The organism is Chryseobacterium oncorhynchi (assembly GCF_002899895.1).
In the GTDB taxonomy this organism is placed as follows: Bacteria; Bacteroidota; Bacteroidia; order Flavobacteriales; family Weeksellaceae; genus Chryseobacterium; species Chryseobacterium oncorhynchi.
The window spans coordinates 282679-303087 of record NZ_PPEI02000004.1 but is presented as its reverse complement, the minus strand read 5'-3'; the positions used below and the strand labels follow the sequence as shown (position 1 = coordinate 303087).

Genomic DNA, 20409 nt, shown 5'->3' with positions numbered 1-20409 from the left:
AATACAATAATGAAAAAAATTACTGCATTATTTCTTGTAGCAGTTGCCTCTTTAGGCATGAAAGCACAAGTGGGAATAAATACTCCCAATCCAAAAGGTACCCTGGATGTAGAAGGTGAAACACTTGTTGAATCTTATTTGATAGATACTGAAAATACAACTGCAAAGGGAAACTATTTATTACTTACGCGTTCCAAGGATACTTCACCTGTAGGAAAGGTTAAGCTTCTTGATATTACGCTTCGTAATGTAGCTCCGGTAAACATGTATAGAGTTATTTTGAAAAATGTGAAACAGGATGAAGTAATTAACCTGAACACAGGATTGGATGCTGATAAATATGTTGTGGCAATTACAGGAGCTGTTTTTAGTGGAGCAGTATCAGCTGCAAATACTTCTACAAATCCAAGATCCTACGGTGCTTACTCTACAGAAGTAACTAAAGTAGCGAAAGGGGGAAAAAATTATCAGGCAATTAATTTAAGTTTTAAAGGAGCCAGTACCACTTCTGAACAAAATGGGACATGGACTCTTACCCTGAATGTATTTGAAAAATCACTGGTAAAAGATTGGGGAACATTTACAGGTTCCGTTTCAGCTGCGGCTTCTTTTTCAGGAGTATCAACCAACACGCCTTTAGGGCTTCAATAGAAAAACATGAGAATAAGAATTTATATTACAATAATGATGTGTCTGGGAATTTTTATGAATGCTCAGATCGGTAAAGTAGGAATCAAAACAGATAAACCCACAGAAACTCTTGATGTAAACGGGAGGACCTATACCAACTCTTTATATCTTAGAAATCCAGGAGAGCCTACCATGACAGGAGGTAGTTTTTTGGCAACATCAGAAAATGCCATACAGCTGTATGATCCAAATCAGGAAAGTAGCGGATTATTCAACTATCTCAAGCTTTCACTAACAGGAGTGTCTGGAGAAGGAATTACAGATTATGATACAAAAATAGATGCGAATAACTTTTTAGTTATTCTCCATAATTATTCGTTTAGACTTAATAATGGCAGTACAAATGTAATGCTCGATTATGGGGATAACGGGATTAATGATAATAAACAAGGTTCGCCGGATGTTATTGCATTCAAAAGCAATGGAACCTGGCATATCAAGGCAAAATTTACAGATAGTAGAATTATTGCTAATATTACGGGAGGGGCATCCAGAACCTATAATAATTTCACAGTGGATCTCTATTTAATGGCCTACAAAAGGCTTATTACAAAACAAAATATCAATGATATTAATGCTGATTTAGGAGGAGCTAATGGTTCTGCACAGACAATTAATAAACCTTCAGGCTTTTAATATAATTTGATTATATATTTATTTTCAAGCGAAACCGGACAGTAGTCTGGTTTTTTGTTTTTAATAACTCTATTGTTATACTCTTATAGGGGAACCTCTAAAATTTACAGTGAAATAATTATTTTTATTTTGCACTGGATTACTCAAACAAAATGGATCATGTAATAAATAGAATTGCAATTGGGAAAGAGAAGGATATATTTACTCTTCTTTTTCTTTATATAAGTATTGGTGAAAATACGGATGCTTTATAAGTCTTCCGACTAATTTAATTTTTCAATAGTATCAGCATAAAATTTAGAATGTAAAATATTTTCGCAAAGAAAAAAAATGTAAAACTTTTTAAAAATCAGCAATATCCGTTTGTGGTTTCAAAAATATTTTATACTTTTGCAGTCCGAAAAGTAGGTTTATTGTTATGTGAGTGCATAACCTACTGAATAATAAATGCTTCCAAACTCATTAATTATTCAAATTTAAAAAACAAACAATGGCTAAGAAAGTCTTTAAAATGGTAAAGCTTCAGGTGAAAGGTGGCGCAGCTAACCCTTCTCCACCAGTAGGTCCAGCATTGGGTTCTGCAGGTGTGAACATCATGGAGTTTTGTAAGCAATTTAACGGAAGAACTCAAGATAAGCCAGGACAAGTTTTACCTGTAGTAATTACAGTGTACGAAGACAAATCTTTTGAATTCGTAATTAAAACTCCTCCTGCAGCAATCCAGTTAATGGATGCGGCTAAGATCAAGGGTGGTTCTGGTGAACCAAACAGAAACAAAGTAGGTTCTGTATCTTGGGATCAAGTGAAGAAAATCGCTGAAGATAAAATGACTGACCTTAACTGCTTTACAATGGATTCTGCAGTTTCTATGGTTGCAGGTACTGCTAGATCTATGGGATTAAGAGTAACAGGAACTAAACCAACTTTTAACGCTTAAAACCTAAAGAAATGGCAAAATTAACAAAAAAGCAAAAGGAAGCTTTAAGCAAAGTAGAAAAAGGAAGAATCTATAACCTTGAAGAAGGTTCAGCTCTTGTAAAAGAAGTGAACACTACAAAGTTTGATGCTTCAGTAGATATCGCCGTAAGATTAGGTGTAGACCCAAGAAAAGCAAACCAAATGGTAAGAGGTGTAGTATCTCTTCCTCATGGTACTGGTAAAGATGTTAAAGTATTAGCTCTTGTAACTCCAGATAAAGAAGCAGAAGCTAAAGCTGCTGGTGCTGATTATGTAGGTCTTGACGAATATTTACAAAAAATCAAAGAAGGTTGGACAGACGTTGACGTTATCGTTACTATGCCAGCTGTAATGGGTAAATTAGGTCCATTAGGTAGAGTATTAGGTCCAAGAGGTTTAATGCCTAACCCTAAATCAGGAACTGTAACAATGGAAATTGGTAAAGCAGTAACTGAAGTGAAAGCAGGTAAAATTGATTTCAAAGTAGACAAGTATGGTATCATCCACGCTGGTATTGGTAAAGTATCTTTCGATGCTGATAAAATCAAAGAAAACGCGCAGGAATTGATCTCTACATTGATCAAAATGAAGCCAACTGCTGCTAAAGGAACTTATGTAAAAAGCATCTATTTGTCTTCTACAATGAGCCCTGGTATTGCAATTGATACTAAATCTGTTAACTAATATAAATCCTTAAGACAATGACAAAAGACCAAAAAGTTGTAGCAATACAAGAGATCAAAGACTTGCTTCAGGATGCAAAAGTAGTATACGTAGCAGATCTAGACGGATTGAACGCTGCTAAGTCTTCAGAATTCAGAAGACAGGCTTTCAAACAAAATATCAAAGTAAAAGTTGTAAAAAATACACTTTTGCAAAAAGCAATGGAACAAATTGAAGGAGTAGATTACTCTGAAATGTTCCAAACTTTTAAAGGAAACTCTGCATTAATGATTTCTGAGACTGCAAACGGTCCAGCAAAATTAATCCAAGGGTTCAGAAAGAAAGAAGAAAAGCCAGCTTTAAAGTCTGCTTTTGTTCAAGAAACTTTCTACGTTGGAGACGAAAACTTATCTGCACTTGCTAACATCAAGTCTAGAGAAGAAATGATCGGAGAAATCATTGGATTACTTCAATCTCCAATTCAAAGAGTTGTTTCTGCTCTTCAAAACAAATCTGAAACTGTAGAAGCTAAAGCTGAAGAAGCTGCTCCTGCTGTAGAAGAAACTCCTGCTGAAGCTCCAGAAGCTGCTGCAGAAAGCACTGAAGAAACAAGTGCTGAATAATTATACTCAAAAAATTAAATAAATAATCAACAAAAACATTACAACAATGTCAGATTTAAAAAATTTAGCTGAAACGCTAGTAAACCTAACTGTAAAAGACGTAAACGAATTAGCTACTATCCTTAAGGATGAGTACGGAATTGAGCCAGCTGCTGCTGCTGTAGTTGTTGCTGCAGGTGGTGGAGAAGCTGCTGAAGAAAAGACTGAATTCGATGTAATTCTTAAGTCTGCAGGTGCTTCTAAATTAGCTATCGTTAAATTAGTAAAAGATTTAACTGGTGCTGGTCTTAAAGAAGCTAAAGATATCGTAGATGGTGCTCCAGCTGCAATTAAGCAAGGAGTTTCTAAAGACGAAGCTGAAGCTCTTAAGAAGCAATTAGAAGAAGCTGGTGCTGAAGTAGAATTGAAATAATTTTCAATTTTATTATAAATATAGGAAGCCCGGGCATTTGCCCGGGCTTTTTTTGTTGTCATTCCTTTACAATCAAGCATTTAATTTATATATGTATTAGAATATTATTGCTTTGTATTATGCTATATTTGATTATCGTTATTTATTTCTTAAAAATCAATAGTATATTTTATACTTATTACATGTATTTTATATTTTAGGTGTATTTTTTTTATTAAAAAATTGTTTTTATTGAAAAATTATTATATTTGCAATAAGAAAAAAACACAATATAATGGATAGAAATTATTTTCTTTCCTATAGTCAAATTGCATTCTTATTGCTTATGTCGGCTATAGGAAAACTGAACACTAGGTTTGTATCTGTTACGATGGGTAGTAAGTTTGAACTGCTGCATTACACAGGTATAAATAAAATTGGTTCGCATCAGCTGATGGAAAATAAAAAAATCCAGAAGAATGTGAATGGCAAATCTTATCATCATACAAAAGATGATCATACATCTCAATACATTATATTTCATAATCGTACTTTACAAAATAATCCTCCTATCATTAATGACAAAGATTTCTTTCTATTCTCTGTAGAGAATATGAAGTTTATTTCCGTACAGTACAAATGGAGAGAACACTATTTAAGTGATAATGAAAATACGAGAATGGTATTTGAAAAGGTCAAGAAGTTTATTATCAATTCTTTCAAATTGATTGACGGCTTTAAGTGTATTATCAAAATCCCAGACAAATTGGCCACTCCTCTTAATATATTCTAATTTTTTTTACAATTCTTTGGTTACATTATGAATGTCTTCATTTACTATTTTAAATGAGATAGCTAGAGATTTGCCCTTTAAATAAAACAAATGCAAAAAAAAACAACAAATATCAATTACAATGAAAAGCAAATTATTCACATTAGGATTCTTATCTGTGAGTCTTCTCACGTGTGCACAGGTTGGGATTAATGTATCGATGCCACAGGCGTCTCTTGATGTGGTGGGTTTTCCATCAGATAATAGTAAGCTGGACGGTGTTATCGCACCAAGACTTACAGGAGTACAATTGAAAGCTAAGAGCTATACAACAGCCCAAACAGGAGCAATAGTATATGTTACTACAGTAGAAGCAGCACCCACCGGACAAACTGTTGATGTTGTAATACCCGGTTACTATTATTTTGATGGTACAAAATGGAGCAACTTAGGTTCTGACTGGCGAACAACAGGAAATACAGGAACTGTAGCTACTACTGCCGGTTTGGGAGCTGATATTTCAACTGGAAATTATTTAGGAACAAGTGACGGGCAAAGCCTGGTATTGGCTACCCAGAAAAATGTTAAAGGAATTTTGGATGTAAACGGAACCCTGCGTGGAGGGAATTCTAATACTACCACAGGATCTTTTGCATCATTCACTTGGGGATCCAATAATACACTTACAAATAGTACTTCTTCTAATGTAGCATTAGGAAAAGATAATACGGTGTCTGCACAAGGAAATTTTCCGGCAGTTGCAATCGGATTAGGGAATACTGCAAATAATGGAGCTAAGGTTATTGGGAATTCCAACAACGCATCGGGGGCTAATAATTTAGTCTTTGGAAACCTGAACACAATAACAGGAATTACGGGGTTAACCCTGGGAAATAGTAATACTAATAACGGAGGTATTATTGTGGGAGCTGGAAATACAGCAGTAACCAATACCGTTGCCATAGGTTCTGCAAATGATGTTTCAGGAGGGCAGGCCATAGCAATAGGATTTACAGGAAAGGCATTAGCGGGACAATCAGTGTATGCCAATAAAGCCCATGTCTTTTTCAATATAGGAAACGGAACGGATGCTATTGTAGGGATTAATATGGTACCTACAGCTGATACAGCATCAGGAGCCGCTATTCAAATGAAAGGAATTGCTCCATCCAATAATACATGTACAAGCAAGGAAGAAGGAGCTATCCGTTACAATGCTACAGCTAGAGTGCATGAAGGATGTAATGGAACAATATGGAAAGCATTCTAGTAAAAAAATAAACACAAACCTTAAAAATAAAAAAAATGACCAAAAAATTATTCGAGAACTTGACAGCAATGCTCATGACATTAGTAATGTCTGCAGTAGTATTTGCACAACAAGGCTACGAGCCTATCCGAGGGATGGGAGTAGAAGCAAAGCCTGTAAACAATTCAGGGATTTGTCTGGCGTGTTATAACGGAAATATGAATCCGGTGGTAGATGCTAACTTAGACAACAGTGTAAGCATGGGTAACTTTGCCTCTCTGGTAAGTGGAAATGGAATTTCTGTGAAGAACAAAAACACTTCTTACCCGGCAGGATATATCACCGGATTTAATGTAGATCTTGGGACAAGTTTTATTACGATTGATTTATTAAGCTCTTTAAGAATCAGTACTTATAGAAATGGAGTTCTTCAGGAAACAACAACCAGCAGTACGCTTTTATCAGTGCCGGCATTTGGGGGAAGCAAAAACAGAATATTCTTACATTTAAAAACGACTAAAGAGTTTGATGAAGTAAGATTATATCAAACAAACGTTCTTTCAGTTTTCAGTGCTATGAATGTGTATTATGCATTTGCATTTGACCCTACAAAAGTACCAACTGATAATAATGGTATTTGTGATGATATCATTGCAGGAAGTGGTGTTGACGGGAATGTTTCGGGAAGCAGTAGTTTCCTTGCTCCTCTTTCTTATGTTCAGAATAAAGAAAATATTGGAGACGGAAATAAAAACTCTTTCGGGAGAGTAGTTCTTCCAATAGGATTGCTAGGATCCTATTCAGTAGGAGTTTTGGATAAAAATCAGGTATATCCTGCTGGTAATAGAACAGGATTTGTAATAGAACCAGATGATCAGGGGAAACTTTTAAGTGCCGAGTTCTTGAAAAATATTACCATTGAAACTTATTTATTCGGACAACTTCAGGATTCAAGACAGTTGTCTGATGGTGGAGGTTTAATCAATATTAAAGTTCTTGGTTACGGTTCCGGAAAACAAAAAGTTACTCTTACTACTACCAAGCCATTCAATGAAGTAAGATTGAAAATTACCCAGACTCTGGGATTCAACTTAGGATCACTTAAGGTATATTATGCTTTTGAAGAACCATTATCTTGTGAATGTGATGATAAAATACAGACAAGTGGTTCTGCTATCCCAGGAAATCTGGTAACAGGAGGAAGCTGGACGTCAGGACCAGGATTTTTAGGACTTATTTTAGCCAAAATGACAAATCCTGAAGCAATTGTTGATAACAATCCATCCAATTATGCAACAGCAACGGTTCCGGCAGCATCTATCTTGAGTATTTTCTCAGCATATGCTACGGTAAGCAGTAATTCTATGTTGCCAGTCAATACAATGGCGGGGTTTACAGTGGAAAAAGCAGGAAACCTTCTTGGAGTAAGTGTTCTGGAAAATATTACCGTAACATTGTATAATGGAAACGCCGTAACAGATACCTTTACAAGTTCCGGAAGCCTTATCAGTGGAAACTTCTTTACAACCAATTCAAATAAGTTCTATGTAGGAGGAAAAGCAACAAAACCTTTTAACCGTATGAAGATTACTTTCAATAGCGGAACAGCGGTTCGTATTCCTCAGAACTATTATATCTATAATGCTTTTGCAAGTAAAGATGATGATAACGATGGAACGCCAAACTGCTTCGATCGTTGCCCTGGAGGAGATGATAGTATCGATAATAATGGAAATGGTATTCCGGATTGTGCAGAAGGATGTACAGTGGTTAACGATAAGTCGCCAACATTAGATACTGATGGTGATGGAATTGTGGATGCTTGTGATTTTGATTCTGATAATGATGGTATTCCGGATTCAACAGAAGATTTTGATAAAAACGGAAAATTTGAAGATGATGATATGGAAGGAGATATTTTAATCACCCCTATACTTGGAGATGCAGTTCCAAATTATCGTGATCTTGATTCTGATAATGACGGAATTTTGGATCTATTCGAATCAGGGATTCCTACCTCAGTAATCAATCAGATTGATGCAGATCGTAACGGTGTCATTGATGCTGGCGTGGCTGTAGGAAATAATGGTTTAGCTGATATATTAGAAACTTATCCAGATTCTGGTACGTTGAAATATTCTCTTAAAAATACAGACGGAGACAGCCAGCCTGATTTCCTTGATCTTACTTCCAATGGTTCGGATCTTGATCTATACCAAATTGGAAAAGGTAATCTGGATACAACAGGAGGTGGATTTATCTCTACTATTGATGATAAAGATAGAGACGGTATACAGGCTGTTGTAGATACAGATCTTGTGAAAAGAGGATCACCGAATTCTCCACTTTCTCCTTACGCTACATTACTGAAAAACGCATCAATGGGCTCTGAGAAAATTACAGGAAGCTCAGAAATAACTGAAACGGCAAATGACGTTAAGGTATATCCTAATCCGGTAAAATCTGGTGAAAACCTTATGATTACAGCTGCAGAAGAAGGGGTGTATACATTGTTCTCAGCACAGGGACAAGTAGTTAAGTCTGATAAATTCACGGCGCGTACAGGTATTAATACCTCTTCATTGCCTACAGGAATCTATATCATTAAGATCGAAACTAAATCAACTGTAAAATCTTACAAGGTTATTGTAAAATAATTATAAAACTTTTTAGTGTTAATAAGGGCTGCTCATTGATGGGCAGCCTTTTTTTATGATAGGTAATAGATTTTGAAAATATATTTTAATATTTTTCAAAAACTAATCATTATATATTAATATTTTTGCAAAAAAATAATAAGAAATTATTAATTTTAATATTAAATATTGATGTAAAAAATATGAATTTAAACTATTTTGTCTTATCTGGGAATCGGAATTTTTCGATTCAAAAGAAACTGGTCTTTGCAATAGGACTTTTTTCAATCTTCCATTTGAGGGCACAAAATGCTTCTTTGGAAATGACTGACGGGGATGGGAATCCTACGGCGAATGTTACCAATTCGGTAGGAACTACTACAATCAGGCTTAGGAACAATACCAATAACCCTACAGGGAATACTTTTGCTACCTATGCAAATCCTACCCCATTGAATGTTACCTATACTTTGAGTAATCAGCAATATACACAGGCAAATTTTGCAGGGTATAATGGAGCTGTTCTCATGGGATATCCAGGTGAACCTGTTTTAACATTAATGAATTCTTTTGGAAATACCACTGTTAGTACTCCTTTTACGAGTAGTGGTGCACTGGTAGGGAATGGGATTGATATTACTGTTAACAGAGCGATTAATCTTTTCACTAATGTTCAACCATTAAGCGCGGCCACTAGGGCAACAAATCAAAGGTGGCAGATGGCAGATATGACCATTACTTTTAGCAGGCCGGTGAATAATCCATATTTACAGGTTAATGCATTAGGTGGAACATCTAACGGACAAAACTATACTGCTGAGTTTGATTATTTATCATCTAATGTTCCGGTAACCTTTTCTAAAATTTCCGGATCAGCGCTTTTAAATGTTACTTCAACGCAGATACTGAATTCTGCAACGACTCCGGATGGTGCAGTAGCAAACGTTTCCAGAGGTACAGTGCTTGTTTCTGGAACAGGAATCACAACGCTTACATTGAGGGTATATACCCGAGGTGGAACAGCCAATACCGGAACGAACTGGCACGGGACAACCAATACCGCAGGAGATGGATACATGCTTGGGTTTACAGTACAGGAATCCAACTTAAGAGTAACGAAAACTGTAAATAATGTATCTCCGGTGGCTGGTAATAATGTTGTGTTTACTGTAACCGCTACTAATAACGGAGCTTCTAATAATACAGGGGTGCTGGTAAATGATCTGCTTCCTGCAGGATTGACATTTGTGAGTGCTACACCGTCTGTAGGTACATATAATAGCTCTACGGGAGCTTGGACAATTGGAGGACTGAGTTCGGGAGCAAGTGCAACGCTTACAATGACAGCTACTGTGAGTGCGGCTGGAAGTTATTTGAATACAGCAACCATTACCGGGGATTTAAATGATCCTGATACTGCAGATAATACAGCTAGTGTAAGAGTAACGACTTCAGATAAGGATGGAGATGGAATAGGAAACTCTTCCGATTTGGATGATGATAATGATGGTATTCTTGATAATGTCGAATGCCCCGGAAATGATATTGTAACAAATGGGACCTTTACAGGAAATGCTAATGGCTGGACATTAGCCCCAGAATGGGTGTCAAGCGGAACAGACATTAATATTAGTACAGATAACGTTTCCAATAAAGATGCTAATCAGACTTTAAATAACTTAACGAATACCAATAATTTTATTCCTATTACACTTACGTTAGGAGCGCAGGATGGAAATAATGCTTCCGGATCCACAGCAAGCTTGCAGATACTGCTAAATGGTACTCTTTATGCAACAATTAGTAATGGCACAACGAGAAGTACTACCGTGAATAATGTTACCATTGTATTGAGTAATGGAGCTACTTCTAGCTTTGTACCTTTCACAACTGCTAATCAAAGCGGATATACTAACCATACATTTACCTTGAATGTTCCTAATAGTCCTATTCCGGATACTGCTACACTTATTTTCAGATCTACTAATGGACTTGATGACTGGTCTTTGGATAATATCTCAGTCTTAGCGTTTACTTGTGATACCGATGGAGACGGGATATTTAATCACCTGGATTTGGACTCTGATAATGATGGCTGTTTTGATTCTCTTGAGGGGGATGAAAATGTGAAGCTGCAGCAGATCAATGCAAATGGATCAATACCTGGAGCTGTAGACGCTCAAGGGGTTCCTGCTTTAGTTAATAATGGTGGAGCAGCGGATATCGGTGGAGACCAAGGGCAAGGTCTTGGATCTTCTCAAAATGCTGCTGTTAATGCTTGTCTTTGCTATAAACCGTCAGTAACTTCTGGAACAAGTCTGAATACAAACCAAGGAATTACAGCTCTGAATAGAGCAGGAGCAGGTGGTGCAAATTGGCCTATGGTGAGAAAAGGAGGATGGATGGCATTGGAAGCTAAAACTAAAGGATTTGTTTTGAACAGGCTTACTACACCTCAGATTGTTCTGATCCCCGCAGCTAACCTGGTGGAAGGAATGATGATCTATAATATAACGCTTGACTGTCTTCAGGTGAATACGGATGGGACACCGTCCGGCTGGAAATGTTTTAATACACAAACTTGTCCTGATGTTAACTAATAAATTGAAAATTATGAAAAATAGTATAGTAATCAGTTTTGTTTTATTTTCTTTCTTTATCAATGCACAGGTTGCTATTGGGAAAACCGCAGTTGCTTCTCCATCAGTATCTCTTGATTTTGGAACAGGTAACAGAGGCTTGATTTTACCATGGGTGACCAATGTAGCTTCTGTTACAGGAGTAGTTAATGGAACGATGGCTTATGATCTTGCTGATAAAAAAGTAAAGGTAAAATATGCTTCAGGCTGGAAAGATCTTACTGTAAATACATCCGGAACAACGGTTGATCCTGTCACAAGCGTAGATGGTGTGACCATTCAAAATTCGGCAACTGAAAGTTCTACAGCAAAAGTGGGCATAGGAACATTAACGTCAACCCCGGGAGTTCTGGTATTGGAAGATACTAATAAAGCGATGGTTCTTCCTAAAGTTGCTAATCCTCAGACTACTATTATCAATCCTTCACCAGGAATGGTAGTTTATGATACAGCAACAAAGCTTTTGGCTGTTTTCAATGGAAGTAATTGGACTTTCTGGAAACCATAATGTTTATTTAAACAAAAAATAATATTTAACCACTTCATTTTGAAGTGGTTTTCATTTGTTATTATAGATAATTTTATGTATCTTTGCACCTCTTTTGGCGCGAAAATTTGTATATAAATTTATAAAATATTGAAAATCAACTCTTTCATTGTGTAAAAACATGGAAGGGGTTTCGTGTTTATAGATATTGCAGGTAATATAGCCTCAAAAGTAAATAAAAGTATTTTGCATTACACTGTGAAAAGATATACCAGTGTTGCAGTTAGGAATCAGTTAAAAGACTTAAAGAACATAAAATAAAGAACAAAGACCGATAATTGCGCCAAAATTTTCTTCCCTTTTTCTTTTTTTATTACTCTTTTTTCCCTTTTTCTCTCCTGATATTTTTTAATGAATCAAAATATTTTTTAACCCTTTCTTAAAAGTTTTATGAGTAAAACAAAATCAACAACTCAAGGAAATCCGAGAATTAATTTCTCATCAGCGAAAGGAAAAATCATCACTCCAGACTTCTTGGATATCCAAATCGAGTCTTTCAGAGAATTTTTCCAGCTTGATACACTTCCTGAAGCCAGAAAGACAGAAGCTCTTTACAAGACTTTCCAAGAGAATTTCCCAATTACGGATTCAAGAAACCAATTCGTATTAGAATTCTTAGACTATCTGGTAGATTCTCCACGTTATTCAATCGATGAATGTGTGGAAAGAGGACTTACTTATTCAGTTCCTCTAAAAGCAAGACTTAAATTATATTGTACTGACCCGGAACACGAAGATTTCCAAACTGTGGTTCAGGATGTATATTTAGGTCCGGTTCCTTATATGACGCCAAGTGGATCTTTCATCATCAATGGTGCAGAAAGAGTTATCGTTACGCAGCTTCACCGTTCACCTGGTGTATTCTTCGGACAAACTTACCACGCTAACGGAACCAAACTTTACTATTCAAGAATTATCCCTTTCAAAGGATCTTGGATGGAATTTACAACGGATATCAACAGCGTAATGTACGCGTATATCGACCGTAAGAAAAAATTACCATTAACAACTTTATTAAGAGCTATCGGTTACGAATCTGACAAGGATATCCTTCAGATCTTCGACCTTGCTGAAGAAGTGAAAGTTTCTAAAGCTGCCCTTAAAAAAGTAGAAGGGAGAACATTGGCTGCGAGAGTATTGAACACTTGGTTCGAAGATTTCGTAGACGAAGATACAGGTGAAGTAGTTTCTATTGAAAGAAACGAAATCATCTTAGATAGAGAAACTATTCTTGAAAAAGAACACTTAGATCTTATCTTGGATGCTGGTGTGAAGTCTATCTTGATTCACAAAGAAAACAGCAATGAATTCTCTATCATTCAGAATACATTACAAAAAGACCCTACTAACTCTGAAAAAGAAGCAGTAGAGTATATTTATCGTCAGTTAAGAAATGCAGATCCACCAGATGAGGAAACAGCAAGAGGAATCATTGAAAAATTATTCTTCTCTGAGCAGAGATACTCTTTAGGTGAAGTAGGACGTTACAGATTGAACAAGAAGTTAAGTCTAAACATCCCAACTACAACTGAAGTTCTTACAAAAGAAGATATCATTGCAATTGTAAGACACTTAATTGAGTTAGTAAACTCAAAAACTGATGTAGATGATATTGACCACTTATCAAACAGAAGAATTAAAACTGTTGGTGAGCAATTAGCAGGACAATTCGGTGTAGGTCTTTCAAGAATTGCAAGAACAATCAAGGAAAGAATGAACGTTAGAGATAACGAAATCTTTACTCCACTTGACCTTGTAAATGCAAAGACTTTAACATCTGTAATTAACTCGTTCTTTGGTACCAACCAGCTTTCTCAGTTCATGGACCAAACCAACCCATTATCAGAAATCACGCACAAGCGTAGACTTTCTGCACTAGGGCCTGGTGGTTTATCAAGAGAAAGAGCAGGTTTCGAGGTTCGTGACGTTCACCATACTCACTACGGAAGAATTTGTCCGATTGAAACTCCGGAAGGACCAAACATCGGTTTGATTTCATCTTTAGGTATTTATGCTAAAATCAACAGACTAGGTTTCATCGAAACTCCATATAGAAAAGTAGAAGACAGTAAGATTAATCTTAATGCTGACCCTATTTATCTTAATGCAGAAGACGAAGAAGACAAAGTAATTGCTCAGGCAAACGTTGAATTGAGTGATAATGGTGATTTCTTAACAGACAGAATTATTGCTAGATTGGATGGTGACTACCCTGTAGTTGAGCCATCTCAGGTTAACCTTATTGATGTTGCACCAAACCAGATTTCTGGTATTTCTGCTTCATTAATTCCGTTCCTAGAGCATGATGATGCGAACCGTGCATTGATGGGATCTAACATGATGCGTCAGGCCGTTCCTCTATTGAAGCCACAAGCTCCAATTGTTGGTACTGGGCTTGAGCAACAAGTTGCAAGAGATTCAAGAATTTTGATCAATGCTGAAGGTACAGGTACTGTAGAGTACGTAGATGCTGACAAGATCACTATTAAATATGAAAGAAGCGATGACGAAGATTTAGTACAATTCGAGTCTGCTACTAAAACATATAAACTTACTAAGTTTAGAAAAACTAACCAGAGTACAACAATCACACTAAGACCAAACGTAAGAGTAGGTGATGTAGTGGAGAAAGGACAAGTACTTTGTGACGGTTATGCTACTGAAAAAGGAGAATTGGCTCTTGGTAGAAACTTAGTGGTAGCGTTCATGCCTTGGAAAGGATACAACTTCGAGGATGCAATCGTAATCAACGAAAAAGTTGTACGTGAAGACTGGTTTACTTCAATCCACGTGGATGAGTATTCTCTTGAAGTTCGTGATACCAAATTAGGTATGGAAGAATTGACAGCAGATATTCCAAACGTTTCTGAAGAAGCTACTAAAGATCTTGACGAGAACGGTATGATCAGAATTGGTGCTGAAGTGAAGCCTGGAGATATCATGATTGGTAAAATTACTCCAAAAGGTGAATCTGACCCAACTCCTGAAGAAAAACTTCTTAGAGCAATCTTCGGTGATAAAGCTGGTGATGTAAAAGATGCATCATTAAAAGCAGATTCTTCATTAAGAGGAGTTGTTATCAACAAGAAATTGTTCTCTAGAAACATCAAAGACAAAAAGAAAAGAACTGAAGAAAAACTTAGACTTGAAGAAATTGAAAACACTTACAAGGCTAAATTTGATGAGTTAAGAAATACTTTAATTGAAAAATTAAATACACTGGTAAGCGGTAAAACTTCTCAAGGGGTACAAAATGACCTTGATGAGGAAATTATCGGTAAAGGGGTAAAATTCACTCACAAATTATTGACTTCAGTTGAAGATTATGTAAACGTTAGTGGTGCAGACTGGACAGTAGACGCTGATAAGAATGAATTGATCAAACAATTGATTCACAATTACAAAATCAAATATAATGACATCCAGGGAGTTAAAAACCGTGAGAAATTTGCAATTTCAATCGGAGACGAGCTTCCAGCAGGTATCATGAAGTTGGCTAAAGTTTACATCGCTAAGAAACGTAAACTGAATGTAGGAGATAAAATGGCAGGACGTCACGGTAACAAAGGTATCGTTTCAAGAATCGTTCGTGAAGAAGATATGCCGTTCCTAGAAGATGGAACACCAGTAGATATCGTATTGAATCCACTAGGGGTACCTTCTCGTATGAACATCGGTCAGATCTATGAAACAGTTCTTGGATGGGCTGGTCAGAAGCTGGGTATGAAGTTCGCTACGCCAATCTTTGACGGGGCAACTCTTGATCAGATTACTGAATATACAGAGAAAGCGGGTCTTCCTAAATTCGGTCACACTCACCTTTATGATGGTGGTACCGGAGAAAGATTTACTCAGGCTGCAACTGTAGGTATCATTTACATGTTGAAACTAGGACACATGGTTGATGACAAAATGCACGCACGTTCTATTGGACCTTACTCATTGATTACTCAGCAGCCGTTAGGAGGTAAAGCTCAGTTCGGTGGTCAGAGATTCGGAGAGATGGAGGTTTGGGCACTTGAAGCATTCGGTGCATCAAACATCTTGAGAGAAATCTTGACTGTGAAGTCAGATGACGTGATTGGTAGAGCGAAAACTTATGAAGCAATTGCTAAGGGTGAATCTATGCCTGAACCAGGTATTCCAGAATCATTCAACGTATTACTTCACGAGTTACAAGGACTTGGACTTGACGTAAGACTTGAGGAATAATTTTAAATTTTGAATGTCGAGTTCTGAATCAGTTCAGAATTTTATAATCCAAAATTTATAATCCAAAATCTAAAATCTAAAAAATGTCAAATAAAAATAAATCAAGTAGATTTAATAAAATAACCATCGGTTTAGCTTCACCGGAGTCTATTTTACAAGACTCAAGAGGGGAGGTTTTAAAGCCGGAAACTATTAACTACAGAACGCACAAACCTGAGAGAGACGGGTTGTTCTGTGAAAAAATCTTCGGTCCGGTAAAGGATTACGAATGTGCTTGTGGTAAGTACAAGAGAATTCGTTACAAAGGGATCGTTTGTGACCGTTGTGGTGTAGAGGTTACGGAGAAAAAAGTAAGAAGAGAGAGAATTGGACATATCAATTTGGTAGTTCCTATCGCTCACATCTGGTATTTCCGTTCTTTACCAAACAAAATCGGTTACCTTTTAGGAATTCCTTCTAAGAAATTAGATATGATCATCTACTACGAAAGATATGTAGTGATTCAACAAGGTATTGCTAAGAAATTAGACGGTTCTGATTTTGAAAATATGGAATTCCTTACAGAAGAAGAGTACCTTGACATCATGGAGACTCTTCCTGTAGAAAACCAGTATCTTGATGATTCTGATCCAAACAAATTCATCGCCAGAATGGGTGCTGAAGCTGTAGAAGATCTATTAAAAAGAATTGATCTTGATTCATTGTCTTTCGACTTAAGACACAAAGCTCACAATGAAGGTTCTAAACAAAGAAGAACTGAAGCTCTAAAAAGATTGAACGTTGTAGAAGCATTAAGAGGTGCTAATACAAGAATGATCAACAGACCAGAGTGGATGATCATGCGTGTACTTCCTGTTATCCCACCAGAATTAAGACCATTAGTTCCATTGGATGGAGGACGTTTTGCAACTTCTGACTTAAATGACCTTTATAGAAGAGTTATCATCAGAAATAACCGTTTGAAGAGATTATTGGAGATCAAAGCTCCTGAAGTAATCTTAAGAAACGAGAAGCGTATGCTTCAGGAATCAGTAGATTCATTATTTGATAATACAAGAAAATCTTCTGCAGTAAAATCTGAATCAAACAGACCATTGAAATCACTTTCTGATTCATTGAAAGGTAAGCAAGGTCGTTTCCGTCAGAACTTACTAGGAAAAAGGGTAGATTACTCTGCGCGTTCCGTAATTGTTGTAGGTCCAAACTTGCAGCTTCACGAATGTGGTATTCCTAAAGATATGGCAGCTGAGCTTTACAAACCGTTTATCATTAGAAAACTAATTGAAAGAGGGATTGTAAAAACAGTAAAATCTGCAAAGAGAATTATTGATAGAAAAGAACCAGTAGTTTATGATATCCTAGAAAACGTGATGAAAGGTCACCCTGTTCTACTGAACAGAGCACCTACGCTTCACAGATTGGGTATTCAGGCTTTCCAACCTAAGATGATCGAGGGTAAAGCAATCCAACTACACCCGTTAGTAACAACAGCATTCAACGCCGATTTCGATGGTGACCAGATGGCGGTACACTTACCGTTAGGACCAGAAGCAATCCTTGAAGCTCAGTTATTGATGTTAGGTTCTCAAAACATCTTGAACCCTGCAAACGGTTCTCCAATTACAGTACCTTCTCAGGACATGGTTCTTGGTCTTTATTTCATGACTAAAGAATTAAGCTCTACAGAAGATATGAAAGTAAAAGGTGAAGGGCTTGCATTCTATTCTCCTGAGGAAGCGGAAATCGCTTATGCTGAAGGTAGAGTTTCTTTAAATGCTAAGGTAAGATGTAGATTACCTATTAAAGAAGATGGAGTAATAGTAACAAGATTGATCGAAACTTCTGTAGGTAGAATCTTATTCAACCAGATTGTACCTAAACAATCAGGATATATCAATGAGCTTTTGACTAAAAAGTCATTGAGAAATGTTATCGGTAAGATCCTTGCTGATACGGATTTCCCTACAACTGTGAAGTTCCTTGATGCAATGAAAGACTTAGGGTATTCTAACGCATTCAAAGGAGGTCTTTCATTCTCACTTGGGGATATTGTAGTTCCTGTTGAGAAGAAGCAGATGATTGCTACTTCAATTGAAACTGTAGACGAAATTAGAGCCAACTATAACATGGGTCTAATTACCGATACAGAACGTTATAACCAGGTAATCGACGTTTGGACAAACACCAACGCAGGATTAACTGAAATGATCATGAGCAGAATGAAAACTGACCAAGGTGGTTTCAACTCTGTATATATGATGCTTGACTCTGGAGCGAGGGGTTCTAAAGAACAGATCCGTCAGTTATCAGGGATGAGAGGTTTGATGGCAAAACCGCAAAAAGCTGGTTCTACCGGAGCGGAAATCATCGAAAACCCGATCCTTGCAAACTTTAAGGAAGGTCTTTCGATTCTAGAGTACTTTATCTCTACCCACGGTGCTCGTAAGGGTCTTGCGGATACCGCTCTTAAGACAGCCGATGCTGGTTACTTAACGAGAAGATTGGTAGACGTTGCACAGGATGTTATCGTTACAGAAGATGACTGTGGAACTCTAAGAGGTACAGAAGTTACTGCACTTAAGAAAAATGATGAGATTGTTGAAAGAATCTCTGAAAGAATCTTAGGTAGAGTATCTCTTCATAATATTTACGATCCTGAAACTGACGAGCTAATTGCTAGTGCAGATCAGGTGATTATCGAAGCATTGGCGAAAAGAATCGAAGAAGCAGGATTAGAAGCTGTGGAGGTTCGTTCACCATTAACTTGTGAAGCTAAGAAAGGTATCTGTGCGAAATGTTACGGTAGAAACTTAGCAACAGGTAAAGTAATCCACATGGGTGAAGCAGTAGGTGTAATTGCAGCACAATCAATTGGGGAACCAGGTACTCAGCTTACGTTGAGAACTTTCCACCAAGGGGGTACTGCAGGTAACGTTTCTGAAAACCCATCTATCGTAGCTAGAAGAGATGGTATCGTTGAAATGGATGAAGTAAGAACAATTACTTCTGAAGATGAAAACGGTAATACAGCTGAGGTTGTTGTTTCTCGTTCAACAGAATTTAGATTAGTTGCTGCTGAGTCTAAGACTCCATTAATGGTAGCTAACGTACCTTACGGATCTATATTAGCTGTAAAACCAGGTGATAAAGTGAAGAAAGGAGATGTTATCTGTAGATGGGATCCGTATAACGCGGTTATCATTGCTGAAACTTCAGGTAAGGTAGAATACGAAGATATTATTCAGGGTATTTCATTCCAACTTGAAATTGACGAACAAACAGGATTCGAAGAGAAAGTAATCTCTGAATCTAGAAATAAGAAAGCCGTACCTACATTGAAGGTGGTAGATTCTAAAGGTGTTGAGCAGAAAGCATACAACTTACCGGTAGGAGCCCACTTAATGGTAAACGATGGTGAAAAAATTAAGGCTGGTAAAGTCTTAATCAAAATCCCAAGAAAATCTGCAAAAGCAGGGGATATCACCGGAGGTCTTCCGAGAGTTACCGAATTATTCGAAGCAAGAAACCCATCAAACCCAGCGGTTGTTACTGAAATCGACGGGGTAGTTTCTTACGGAAAAATCAAGAGAGGTAACCGTGAACTTATTGTTGAAGCTAAAACTGGAGAAAGAAAAATTTACTTAGTAAAACTTTCTAACCAGATCTTGGTTCAGGAGAATGACTTCGTAAGAGCTGGTTCTCCACTTTCTGACGGTTCTATTACACCGGACGATATCCTAAGAATTAAAGGCCCAACTGCGGTTCAGGAATACTTAGTAAATGAGATTCAGGAAGTTTACCGTCTACAAGGGGTAAAAATCGACGACAAGCACTTCGAAATCATCGTAAGACAGATGATGACAAAAGTATCTATCGTAGATGGAGGTGATACTCAATTCCTTGAGGGAGCTCTTGAACATAAGTTTGATTTCTTGGAAGAAAACAACAGAGTATTCGGTCTTAAGGTAGTTGTAGAAGCTGGTGATTCTAAAGAATTCAGCCCAGGTCAGATGATTACTGCAAGAGAACTAAGAGATGAGAACTCTAAACTGAGACGTGAAGATCAAAACTTGGTAGAAGTAAGAGAAGCACTTCCTGCTACTGCAACTCCTGTATTACAAGGTATTACAAGAGCCGCTCTTCAAACTAAGTCGTTCATGTCTGCAGCATCATTCCAGGAAACAACTAAGGTGCTTAATGAAGCAGCTGTTGCTGGTAAAGTAGACGCGCTTGGTGGTCTTAAAGAAAATGTAATTGTAGGTCACAGAATTCCTGCAGGTACAGGTCTTAAAGAGTATCAGAATGTTATCGTAGGTTCTAAGAAAGAATTCGAAGACCTTAACTAAAATTAATGATTTGAAATTTGGGATTTGAATTTATTTTTATATTTTCAC

The 20409-nt window shown here is 37.0% G+C and carries 13 protein-coding genes; all 13 read left to right on the top strand.

The window, feature by feature from the left end:
- The first annotated feature begins 9 nt into the window (after positions 1 to 9).
- The 13 genes from C1638_RS14955 (at position 10) to rpoC (ending at position 20361) form a co-directional block, all read left to right on the top strand.
- Positions 10 to 651: a hypothetical protein gene (locus C1638_RS14955; protein WP_109622258.1), complete on the top strand. Its 642-nt coding sequence runs from the start codon at positions 10 to 12 to the stop codon at positions 649 to 651.
- Positions 652 to 657: 6 nt separating this feature from the next.
- Entirely contained in the window at positions 658 to 1326 is a 669-nt protein-coding gene (locus tag C1638_RS14950; protein ID WP_109622256.1) for a hypothetical protein, read from the top strand.
- Between the two features lie 490 nt (positions 1327 to 1816).
- Complete coding sequence (gene rplK / locus C1638_RS14945) at positions 1817 to 2263, top strand: 50S ribosomal protein L11 (protein WP_034702033.1); 447 nt, start codon at positions 1817 to 1819, stop codon at positions 2261 to 2263.
- Positions 2264 to 2274: 11 nt separating this feature from the next.
- A complete protein-coding gene (rplA, locus tag C1638_RS14940; protein ID WP_076551590.1) occupies positions 2275 to 2967 on the top strand; it encodes a 50S ribosomal protein L1 in 693 nt (230 codons plus the stop codon).
- A 17-nt stretch (positions 2968 to 2984) separates the two neighbouring features.
- Positions 2985 to 3569, top strand: coding sequence for a 50S ribosomal protein L10 (gene rplJ / locus C1638_RS14935; RefSeq protein WP_076354936.1), 585 nt, complete (start codon positions 2985 to 2987; stop codon positions 3567 to 3569).
- A 46-nt stretch (positions 3570 to 3615) separates the two neighbouring features.
- Positions 3616 to 3981 (top strand): 50S ribosomal protein L7/L12, encoded by a 366-nt coding sequence (gene rplL / locus C1638_RS14930; protein ID WP_047493581.1) that lies wholly within the window; start codon positions 3616 to 3618, stop codon positions 3979 to 3981.
- A 274-nt stretch (positions 3982 to 4255) separates the two neighbouring features.
- Positions 4256 to 4753 carry a hypothetical protein gene (locus tag C1638_RS14925; RefSeq protein WP_109622254.1) on the top strand — a complete coding sequence of 166 codons (498 nt, stop codon included), beginning with the start codon at positions 4256 to 4258 and terminating at the stop codon, positions 4751 to 4753.
- Positions 4754 to 4874: 121 nt separating this feature from the next.
- Positions 4875 to 6002 carry a phage tail-like protein gene (locus C1638_RS14920; protein ID WP_123838386.1) on the top strand — a complete coding sequence of 376 codons (1128 nt, stop codon included), beginning with the start codon at positions 4875 to 4877 and terminating at the stop codon, positions 6000 to 6002.
- A 35-nt stretch (positions 6003 to 6037) separates the two neighbouring features.
- Positions 6038 to 8638, top strand: a complete 2601-nt coding sequence (locus C1638_RS14915; RefSeq protein WP_109622250.1) for a T9SS type A sorting domain-containing protein — start codon at positions 6038 to 6040, stop codon at positions 8636 to 8638.
- A gap of 182 nt (positions 8639 to 8820) precedes the next feature.
- Positions 8821 to 11217 (top strand): DUF11 domain-containing protein, encoded by a 2397-nt coding sequence (locus C1638_RS14910; RefSeq protein WP_123838385.1) that lies wholly within the window; start codon positions 8821 to 8823, stop codon positions 11215 to 11217.
- A gap of 13 nt (positions 11218 to 11230) precedes the next feature.
- Positions 11231 to 11764 carry a phage tail-like protein gene (locus tag C1638_RS14905; RefSeq protein WP_109622532.1) on the top strand — a complete coding sequence of 178 codons (534 nt, stop codon included), beginning with the start codon at positions 11231 to 11233 and terminating at the stop codon, positions 11762 to 11764.
- Between the two features lie 429 nt (positions 11765 to 12193).
- Positions 12194 to 16015, top strand: coding sequence for a DNA-directed RNA polymerase subunit beta (gene rpoB / locus C1638_RS14900; protein WP_109622246.1), 3822 nt, complete (start codon positions 12194 to 12196; stop codon positions 16013 to 16015).
- An 83-nt stretch (positions 16016 to 16098) separates the two neighbouring features.
- Positions 16099 to 20361: a DNA-directed RNA polymerase subunit beta' gene (rpoC, locus tag C1638_RS14895; RefSeq protein ID WP_109622244.1), complete on the top strand. Its 4263-nt coding sequence runs from the start codon at positions 16099 to 16101 to the stop codon at positions 20359 to 20361.
- Positions 20362 to 20409 lie beyond the last annotated feature (48 nt).

Excerpts from the sequence above, each read along its gene's own strand:
- C1638_RS14955 (WP_109622258.1), top strand. The coding sequence starts at position 10 with ATGAAAAAAATTACTGCATTATTTCTTGTAGCAGTTGCCTCTTTAGGC.
- C1638_RS14950 (WP_109622256.1), top strand. The coding sequence starts at position 658 with ATGAGAATAAGAATTTATATTACAATAATGATGTGTCTGGGAATTTTT.
- rplK (WP_034702033.1), top strand. The coding sequence starts at position 1,817 with ATGGCTAAGAAAGTCTTTAAAATGGTAAAGCTTCAGGTGAAAGGTGGC.
- rplA (WP_076551590.1), top strand. The coding sequence starts at position 2,275 with ATGGCAAAATTAACAAAAAAGCAAAAGGAAGCTTTAAGCAAAGTAGAA.
- rplJ (WP_076354936.1), top strand. The coding sequence starts at position 2,985 with ATGACAAAAGACCAAAAAGTTGTAGCAATACAAGAGATCAAAGACTTG.
- rplL (WP_047493581.1), top strand. The coding sequence starts at position 3,616 with ATGTCAGATTTAAAAAATTTAGCTGAAACGCTAGTAAACCTAACTGTA.
- C1638_RS14925 (WP_109622254.1), top strand. The coding sequence starts at position 4,256 with ATGGATAGAAATTATTTTCTTTCCTATAGTCAAATTGCATTCTTATTG.
- C1638_RS14920 (WP_123838386.1), top strand. The coding sequence starts at position 4,875 with ATGAAAAGCAAATTATTCACATTAGGATTCTTATCTGTGAGTCTTCTC.
- C1638_RS14915 (WP_109622250.1), top strand. The coding sequence starts at position 6,038 with ATGACCAAAAAATTATTCGAGAACTTGACAGCAATGCTCATGACATTA.
- C1638_RS14910 (WP_123838385.1), top strand. The coding sequence starts at position 8,821 with ATGAATTTAAACTATTTTGTCTTATCTGGGAATCGGAATTTTTCGATT.
- C1638_RS14905 (WP_109622532.1), top strand. The coding sequence starts at position 11,231 with ATGAAAAATAGTATAGTAATCAGTTTTGTTTTATTTTCTTTCTTTATC.
- rpoB (WP_109622246.1), top strand. The coding sequence starts at position 12,194 with ATGAGTAAAACAAAATCAACAACTCAAGGAAATCCGAGAATTAATTTC.
- rpoC (WP_109622244.1), top strand. The coding sequence starts at position 16,099 with ATGTCAAATAAAAATAAATCAAGTAGATTTAATAAAATAACCATCGGT.